The 8,260-nt window shown below is 75.8% G+C and carries 7 protein-coding genes; 4 read left to right on the top strand and 3 right to left on the bottom strand.

Annotated features, from left to right (window positions below; all coding sequences use genetic code 11):
• Positions 1-220 precede the first annotated feature (220 nt).
• From ATM99_RS00985 to ATM99_RS00970, 4 genes are all read left to right on the top strand, one after another.
• On the top strand, positions 221-703 hold the full coding sequence (locus ATM99_RS00985; protein WP_062101096.1) for a thioredoxin family protein: 483 nt from the start codon (positions 221-223) through the stop codon (positions 701-703).
• 73 nt (positions 704-776) lie between these two features.
• Positions 777-1,253: a DUF4395 family protein gene (locus ATM99_RS00980; protein ID WP_062101095.1), complete on the top strand. Its 477-nt coding sequence runs from the start codon at positions 777-779 to the stop codon at positions 1,251-1,253.
• Positions 1,254-1,423: 170 nt separating this feature from the next.
• Positions 1,424-2,689, top strand: a complete 1,266-nt coding sequence (locus tag ATM99_RS00975; RefSeq protein WP_062101094.1) for an aspartate kinase — start codon at positions 1,424-1,426, stop codon at positions 2,687-2,689.
• A 1-nt stretch (position 2,690) separates the two neighbouring features.
• Entirely contained in the window at positions 2,691-3,752 is a 1,062-nt protein-coding gene (locus ATM99_RS00970; RefSeq protein ID WP_062101093.1) for an aspartate-semialdehyde dehydrogenase, read from the top strand.
• A gap of 305 nt (positions 3,753-4,057) precedes the next feature.
• Here the strand turns inward: ATM99_RS00970 and ATM99_RS00965 are convergent, their stop codons facing one another.
• From ATM99_RS00965 to ATM99_RS00955, 3 genes are all read right to left on the bottom strand, one after another.
• Positions 4,058-4,717, bottom strand: a complete 660-nt coding sequence (locus ATM99_RS00965; protein WP_062101092.1) for a response regulator transcription factor — start codon at positions 4,715-4,717, stop codon at positions 4,058-4,060.
• Positions 4,714-6,123 carry a sensor histidine kinase gene (locus tag ATM99_RS00960; RefSeq protein ID WP_190278739.1) on the bottom strand — a complete coding sequence of 470 codons (1,410 nt, stop codon included), beginning with the start codon at positions 6,121-6,123 and terminating at the stop codon, positions 4,714-4,716. The genes ATM99_RS00965 and ATM99_RS00960 overlap by 4 nt, the downstream gene beginning before the upstream one ends.
• Positions 6,124-6,163: 40 nt before the next feature.
• The coding region (locus ATM99_RS00955) for a serine hydrolase domain-containing protein (RefSeq protein WP_062101090.1) at positions 6,164-8,260 on the bottom strand (2,097 nt) is incomplete at its 5' end.

The raw sequence follows: 8,260 nt of genomic DNA, 5'->3' as shown, positions 1-8,260 counted from the left end.
ACGTCACGCTAGGGGCTGCGCGGTTGCCGGGGAGTCCACCCCGGGGCGGACCCGCGCGCGGCGGGTGTCCCCCGCGTGGTGCAGCGAAAGGTGGGCGGAGGGCCGACGGCGTACCGGACGACGTCCTCCACGGACGGGCGTTTCGTCGACCGTGCCGGTCGGGTTATCGTGCCCGGGTCGGCGGCGCGGGGCGTCGTCCGAGCGAGGGAGGGAGGGCGACGTGCGCGGTCCTGGGCTCGTCCTCGTCGTCCTGGCGCTGGCCACCGTGATCGGCCTCGTCTGGCGTGCCGGCAACGGGCGTTTCCGCGCGACGCGAGCGGTCCCCGCGGGCACCACGTCCGTCCCCGCGCCGGCCGTGGCCGGCGGCGCGGTGCCGCTGGGCCTCGACGACCTCGGCGTGGCGCCCGGCGAGCGCGCGACGTTCGTCCAGCTCTCGAGCGAGGTGTGCGCCGCGTGCCGCAGCACGCAGCGGGTGCTCGCCGCCGTCGCGGTGACCGAACCGGGCGTCGTGCACGTCGAGCTCGACGCGGCGCAGCGGCTCGACCTCGTCGAGCGGTTCGGCGTCCTGCGCACGCCGACGACCCTCGTGCTCGGGCCCGACGGCACGGTCGTCGGACGCATGTCGGGCGCCACCGACCGCGCGCAGGCCCTCGCCGCGCTCGCGTCGTGTCCGTCGCCCCGTCGGGGCGCCGCCACCCGTTGACGTCGCCCGACGTCGCGGCGGCCCCGCCGGGGCGCCGCCGCCGTCCGTCCCCGCGACGCCACCAGGAGCACCGATGACCTCGTTCCGTCCCACGCCGTTCGTCCCCACCGCTCCCGCACCCGGCGGCATCGACCCGCGGGGTCCCCGCGTGGGGGCTGCGCTCACCGCGGTGCTGCTGGTCGTCGTCCTGCTGCTGGGCGACGGCGTGCCCGCGACCCTGTTGCTCGCGGCCGTCGCCGCGGGCTTCGCGCCGGGCGCCGTGCGAGGTGTCGGCGGCACGTGGCAGGCGTGGGTCTTCGCCCGCGTCGTGCGCCCGCGGCTCGCGCCGCCGACCGACCTCGAGGACCCGCGTCCGCCGCGCTTCGCGCAGCTCGTCGGCCTGGTCGTCACGGGCCTCGGGGTGCTCCTCGCGCTGCTCGGGGTGGCTGCGGCCGTGCCGGTGGCCGCCGCGCTGGCGCTGGTGGCCGCGTTCCTCAACGCGGCGTTCGGGCTGTGCCTCGGGTGCGAGCTCTACCTGCTCGGTGCGCGCCTGCGCGCGCGCACCGTCTGACCTCCGGCGGACCTGTCCGGCGGGACGGCCCGCCGGGTCGGCCGCCCCGCGGTGGACGACCCGGTGCGGGCGGTCGCCCGCCGTCCGGCATGCGAAACCGGCCCCGTCCGCATCCTGGGCCCGGCCTACACTCGCGGGGTCCTGCCCGTCTCCCGGAAGCGTCCAGACCCGTGGCCCTCATCGTGCAGAAGTTCGGCGGCTCGTCCGTCGCCGACGCCGCCAGCATCAAGCGCGTCGCGAAGCGGGTCGTGGAGACGAAGAAGGCCGGGCACGACGTCGTCGTCGTCGTCTCGGCCATGGGCGACACCACCGACGAGCTCATCGACCTCGCGCAGGAGGTCACGCCGCTGCCGCCGGTGCGCGAGATGGACATCCTGCTGACCGCGGGCGAGCGCATCTCGATGTCGCTGCTCGCGATGGCGATCACCACGCTCGGCGTCGAGGCCAAGTCCTTCACGGGTCAGCAGGCCGGCGTCATCACCGACGAGGTGTACGGCAAGGCGCGCATCATCGACGTGTCGCCCAGCCGCATCAAGGACACGATCGCGCGCGGCGAGGTCGCGATCGTCGCGGGCTTCCAGGGCGTCAACCCGTCGACCAACGACGTGACGACGCTGGGCCGCGGCGGCTCGGACACCACGGCCGTCGCGCTCGCGGCGTCGCTCAAGGCCGACGTCTGCGAGATCTTCACCGACGTCGACGGCGTGTTCACCGCCGACCCCCGCATCGTCCCGACCGCGCGCAAGATCGGCCGCATCGGGTACGACGCGATGCTCGAGATGGCCGCCAGCGGCGCCAAGGTGCTCGGTCTGCGCTGCGTGGAGTACGCCCGCCGCTACGAGGTGCCCGTGCACGTGCGGTCCTCGTTCTCGACGCACACCGGCACGCTCGTCACCGACCAGGAGGACCCCAGCATGGAGCAGCCGATCATCTCGGGCGTCGCGCACGACCGCAGCGAGGCCAAGATCACGGTCGTCGGCGTCCCGGACGTGCCTGGCAAGGCCGCCCGGCTGTTCGAGATCGTCGCCGAGGCCGGCGTCAACATCGACATGATCGTGCAGAACGTGTCCGCGGCCGCGACGGGCCTGACGGACATCTCGTTCACGCTTCCCGCCACCGACGGCGCCACGGCCACGGCCGCCCTGACGGCCGACCAGCCGGCGATCGGCTTCGAGTCGCTGCAGTACGACGACACGATCGGCAAGCTCTCGCTCGTCGGCGCGGGCATGCGCTCGCACCCGGGCGTGTCCGCCAAGCTGTTCGCCGCGCTGTCCGAGGCGAACGTCAACATCGAGATGATCTCGACGTCGGAGATCCGCATCTCCGTCGTCACGCGCGCCGACCAGCTGGACGACGCGGTGCGCGCCGTCCACACGGCGTTCGAGCTGGACGACACCGAGACCGAGGCCGTCGTGTACGGCGGGACGGGGCGCTGACGTGGCCGAGGGACTGAGGATCGCCGTCGTCGGTGCGACGGGCCAGGTCGGCGCGGTCATGCGCCGCCTGCTGGACGAGCGCGACTTCCCGGTCGCGTCGGTGCGCTACTTCGCGTCGGCGCGCTCGGCGGGCACGACGCTGCCGTGGCGCGGTGACGACGTCGTCGTCGAGGACGTCGCGACCGCCGACCTCACGGGCATCGACCTCGCGCTGTTCTCCGCCGGTGGCGGCACGTCGAAGGAGCACGCGCCGCGGTTCGCCGAGGCCGGCGCGATCGTCGTCGACAACTCCTCGGCGTGGCGCCGCGACCCGCGCGTGCCGCTCGTGGTGTCCGAGGTGAACCCCGAGGCGCTCGACGAGATCGAGATCGGGATCGTCGCGAACCCCAACTGCACGACCATGGCCGCGATGCCCGTGCTCAAGGTGCTCCACGAGGAGGCCGGCCTGCGCCGGCTGATCGTGTCGACGTACCAGGCCGTGTCCGGCTCCGGCCTCGCGGGCGCGCAGGAGCTCGACTCGCAGGTGCGTGCCGCGGTCGAGCAGGACACGCTCGCGCTCGTGCACGACGGCGGCGCCGTCGCATTCCCCTCCCCGGAGAAGTACGTCGCGCCGATCGCGTTCGACGTCATCCCGCTCGCGGGGTCGATCGTCGACGACGGCCTGCACGAGACCGACGAGGAGCAGAAGCTCCGCCACGAGTCGCGCAAGATCCTCGACGTCCCCGACCTGCTGGTCTCGGGCACGTGCGTGCGCGTCCCGGTCTTCACGGGTCACTCGCTGAGCGTCAACGCCGAGTTCGAGCGTGAGATCACGGTCGAGCGCGCGACCGAGCTGCTGTCGACGGCCCCGGGTGTGCAGCTCGCGGACGTCCCGACGCCGCTCGTCGCGGCCGGTCAGGACCCGTCGTTCGTCGGCCGCATCCGCCAGGACGAGGGCGCGCCCGAGGGCCGCGGCCTCGCGCTGTTCATCAGCAACGACAACCTGCGCAAGGGCGCCGCGCTCAACGCGGTCCAGATCGCCGAGGTCCTCGCGGAGCGCCGCTTCGGGATCACGCGCGACTGACGCCGCACCACCCCTGGCGTGAGAGGGCGATCCAGCACCACGACCGGTGCCGGATCGCCCTCTCGTGCGTGCGCCGCCGCGCGGCGCCCCCGCCCGGACAGCCGTGAGAGCGCGATCCAGCCCCGCCCTTCGAGCGTGAGAGTGCGATCCAGCCCCGCCCTTCGAGCGTGAGAGTGCGATCCAGCCCCGCCCTTCGAGCGTGAGAGTGCGATCCAGCCCTCGGCCGATGCTGGATCGCACTCTCACGGCGGGAGGGGGAGGGGGGAGGGGAGAGGTGCCCGAGCCCGACGTCCGGTGCCGCGACCTCAGCGCGTCGGTGCGGCCAGGCCCGTGCGGTACGCCCACACGACGGTCTGCAGGCGGTCGCGCGTGCCGAGCTTGGTCATCGCGCGGCCCAGGTGGGACTTCACGGTCGACTGCTCGACGAACAGCGCGTCGGCGATCTCGGCGTTCGACATGCCCTGCGCGAGCAGCCGCACGATGTCGGTCTCGCGCGGCGTCAGCAGGTCCGCCTCGGCGCCCGGAGGGGGTGCGGGGCGGCGGCGGGCGAACTCGGCGATGACGCGCCGCGTGACGGTCTGGTCGAGCATGCCGTCGCCGCGCGCGAGGCGGCGGATCGCGTCGGCGAGGTCGGCGGGGTCGGCGTCCTTGAGCACGAACCCGTCGGCGCCGGCCTCGAGCGCGCCGAACACGTACTCGTCGAGGTCGAACGTCGTCACGACGAGCACCGCGGGCAGGTCGCCCGTGCGGTCGGCGACGATCCGCCGCGTCGCGGTCAGCCCGTCGCCGCCGGGCATGCGCACGTCCATGCACACGACATCGGGGCGCGTGCGGGCCACGACGTCGACGGCCTCGGGGCCGCTCGCGGCCTGCCCGACCACCTCGATGTCCCCGGCGTCCTCGAGCAGCACGCGGAACCCCGCGCGGACCACCGCCTGGTCGTCCACCAGCACGACGCGGATCACGCCGTCACCTCCGTCCCGTCGTGCGGTGCGGCCGGTCGGCCGCCCGGCAGGTCCTCGTGCGCGCGGGGCGCGGACGCGTCCTGAGCGTGCGTGTCGTGCTCGCGAGCGCCGTCCCCGGCCGATGCGACACCGCGCGCGTCGGTCTCTCGCGCGTCGTCGCCGTGCGCGTCGGCCTCGACCGGGACGCGCGCGTGCACGCGCCAGCCGCCGTCGGGCGTCGGCCCGGCGTCGAGCGTGCCCCCGACGAGCGCGGCGCGTTCGCGCATGACCGCGAGCCCCGCGCCGCCGTGCTCGCTGCGCGTGCCGCGCACCGTGCGGGTCGCGGGCCCGTTCGTCACGTCCACCACGACGGCGCCCGGCACGTGCTCGACCCGCACCCGCACGCGGGCGCCGGGTGCGTGCTGGCGCGCGTTCGTCACCGCCTGCTGCGCGATCCGGTAGAGCGACACGTCGCCCAGCGGCGCGAGCGGCGCGGCGTCGCCGGCGACGACGAGCTCGACGTCGTCGCCCAGGTCGCGGGCCTGCGCGACGAGGTCCGGCAGCGCCGCGAGCCCCGGCAGCGGTGCGGTGCCGTCGGGAGCGTCGTCGCCGCGCAGCAGCCCGACCACCTGCCGCAGGTTGTCGAGCGTCGCGCGGCCCTGGTCGCGCAGCCAGCGGGCGCCCTCGCGCGCCGCGTCGGGGTCGCGGTCGACGAGTCGCTCGACGGCCGCCGCCTGCACGACCATGCCCGACAGGTGGTGCGCCGCGACGTCGTGCAGCTCGCGCGCGAGCCGTGCCCGCTCGGCCGCCACGGCCGCGTGCACACGCGTGTCGCGGTCCCGCTCGGCCTGCTCGGCGCGCTCGCGCAGCAGCACGAGGTGCGCGCGCCGCGTCGCGACGTACACGCCGACCAGCGCCGACACGAGCCACACCGCCAGCGACGTCGACACGTGCGTCGCGACGTCGAGCGCTGTGCCGCCGCGCACGAGCACGGCGACCGTCGCGAGCGCGGCCTCGGCGACGCCGGCCCCGGCGGCCAGGCGCAGGGCCCGGGCCGCCGGGAGCAGCGTGCCGACGGTCGCGGCCGCGACGAACGGCGCGAACGACCGCACCGACAGGTCGGGCGCCACCGCGACCAGCGCCACCTGCGTCGCGACCACGAGCGCGACGCACGCCGCGAGCCGCACGCGCCGCAGCACCAGGGCTGCCGACTGCACCGCGATCAGCAGCAGCAGCGCGAGCCGCCGCGCGGGGGAGACCGCGAGCTCGTCGGGCAGCAGCCCGACGCTCGCGAGGCTCAGCAGCACCGCGACGACCGTGCACGTGGCTGCCAGCAGCGCGTCACGCGCCACGGGACCACGCACCCCGCAGCGGTCCAGGAACGCGTCCCAGCGCGCGCCGGGCGCCGTGAGGTGCGTGGTCGCCATGGTCGTCATCCTCTCGTGCGGGTCGGTCGACGGCAGGTCGTCAGTACGTCAGGTCCGGCGAGAGCAGGTGCACCTGCAGCGCGGCCCACGACGTCCCGACCAGCGCGGCCAGCACGACGGTCGCGGTGACCGTGCGCCACCACCCGGTGCGGGCCCGGGCCTCGGCGACCACGCGCCACGCGGCCGCGAGCACGCCCAGCACGCCCAGCGCGGTGAGCGCCTGCAGCACGCGCAGCACCGCGTCCGGCACGGGCTGCAGGCCCACGAGCGTGAGCACGACCAGCGCCCAGCCGGCCAGCGCGACGAGCGTCGCGAGCGCCGCGAGCCGCGTCGTGAGGCGTGCGCGGCGGACGTCCGTCGGCGGCGTGGCCGACGCCCCGACCGGGGGCGTGGCCGGCGCCCCGTCGGGCTGCGCGCCGGACGTCGTCGCGGGCACCGCGCCCGTGGCCGTCACCGACCCGGCCGGCACCGCGGCCCGGCGCGCCGCCCGGCGTCGACGCACGCGGCGCACGACCGCCCCGACGGGCCACGCCAGCACGGTCAGCAGCAGCACGAGCGCACCGACGGCCAGCACCGGCACGACCGCGGCGCGTGCGGGCGTCAGCGGCAGCAGCGTCATGGCGGAGTCGTGCCCGATCACCTGGACCTGGCCCGCGTCGTCGAGCCGCACGGCCAGGCGCCGGTCGGAGTCGACCTGGCGGAACACCCACGGCTCGACCTCCTCGTACACCGCGGGCGTGAGCTGCCCGGGGCCGGGCGTGAACAGCACGCGGTCGCCGTCGACGACCTGCGCGACGGTGGGCTGCAGCACGCCGGTCGCGGTGAGGAACGTCGAGACGAACTTGCGGCCGGGCTCGTACCGCCCGGCCAGCGCCTGCGCGTGCGCGGCGCGCGTCGCGTCGTCGACCGTGCTCGCGGCCGGTGCCTCGTCGGCGGGGAAGTACCGGTCCGCGAAGCCCGCGAGCAGGTCCTCGCGCACCTGGTACGCGGCACCGCCCGCGCCCGTGCTGTTGAGCGACAGGTACAGGCCCGTGTCGTCGTCGGGCCACAGCTGCAGGTGCGAGTGGAACGCGATGGTGTCGCCGCCGTGCCCCACGACGCGGTGCCCGTGGCGCGACTCGTCGAACCAGCCGAGGCCCATGCGCTCGCCCTGCGCCAGGGCGCCCAGCGTGTCCGCGCCGAGCGCGGGCTGCTGCATGAGGGCGCGCGTCGCGTCGGACAGCAGCGGCTCGCCCGTCGTCGGGTGGCCCAGGTGCGCGAGCATGAACCGCGCCATGTCGGTCGCGGGCGCGCTCAGGCCGCCCGCGGGCGGCTGGCCGACGACCTCGAAGCCCACGGGGGCGTCGTCGGACGTCGCGTAGCCCTGCGACACCCGGTCCGCGAGGTCCGCGGGCAGCGGCTGCGCGAACGTCGAGGACGTCATGCCCGCCGGTGCGAGCACGTGCTCGGCGACGTAGTCCTCGAACGGCTGCCCGCTCACGGCCTCGACGACGTACCCGGCCAGGGCGTTGCCGTAGTTCGAGTACGCGGGCGTCGTGCCCGGTGCGTACACCTGCTGCGGCGGGTCGGTGACGAGCGACGCCCGCAGGTCGGGCACCGTGCCCTCGCCGCCGATGAGGCCCGTGAGCCGCTCCTCGAACCCGCCCGTGTGGGTCAGCAGCTCACGCAGCGTCACCGGCTGCTCGTACCCGAGGTCGAGGCCCGTGTACTGCTCGACGTCGGTGTCGAGGTCGACGCGGCCGTCCTCGACGAGCTGCATGACGGCCGTCGCGGTGACCATCTTCGACACCGACCCGGGGCGGAACAGCGTGCGGTCGGGGTCGACGGGCGTGCCGGCGTCGACGTCGGCCTCGCCGAAGCCGCGCGCCGTGACGATCTCGCCGTCGTGCACCACGGCGACGCTCGCGCCGGCGATCCGGCCGCCGGCGAGCGCGTCGGGCACGGTGTCGTCGAGCCACGCGTCGACGTCGCCGGCCGTCAGGCCCGCGGTCGACGCGGCCTGCGGGGCGCGCGGCTCGGGGACCTCGGGCGCGGCGCCGCACGCCGTCAGCAGGCCGAGGCCCGCGACGAGCGCGAGGGCGGGCGCGACGCGGCGCGCGAGCCGTCGGCGGGTCGCGGAGCGCGGCGCCTGCGACGC

The organism is Cellulomonas sp. B6 (assembly GCF_001462455.1).
Lineage (GTDB): Bacteria > Actinomycetota > Actinomycetes > Actinomycetales > Cellulomonadaceae > Cellulomonas.
This window is presented reverse-complemented; position numbering and strand designations above follow the sequence as displayed.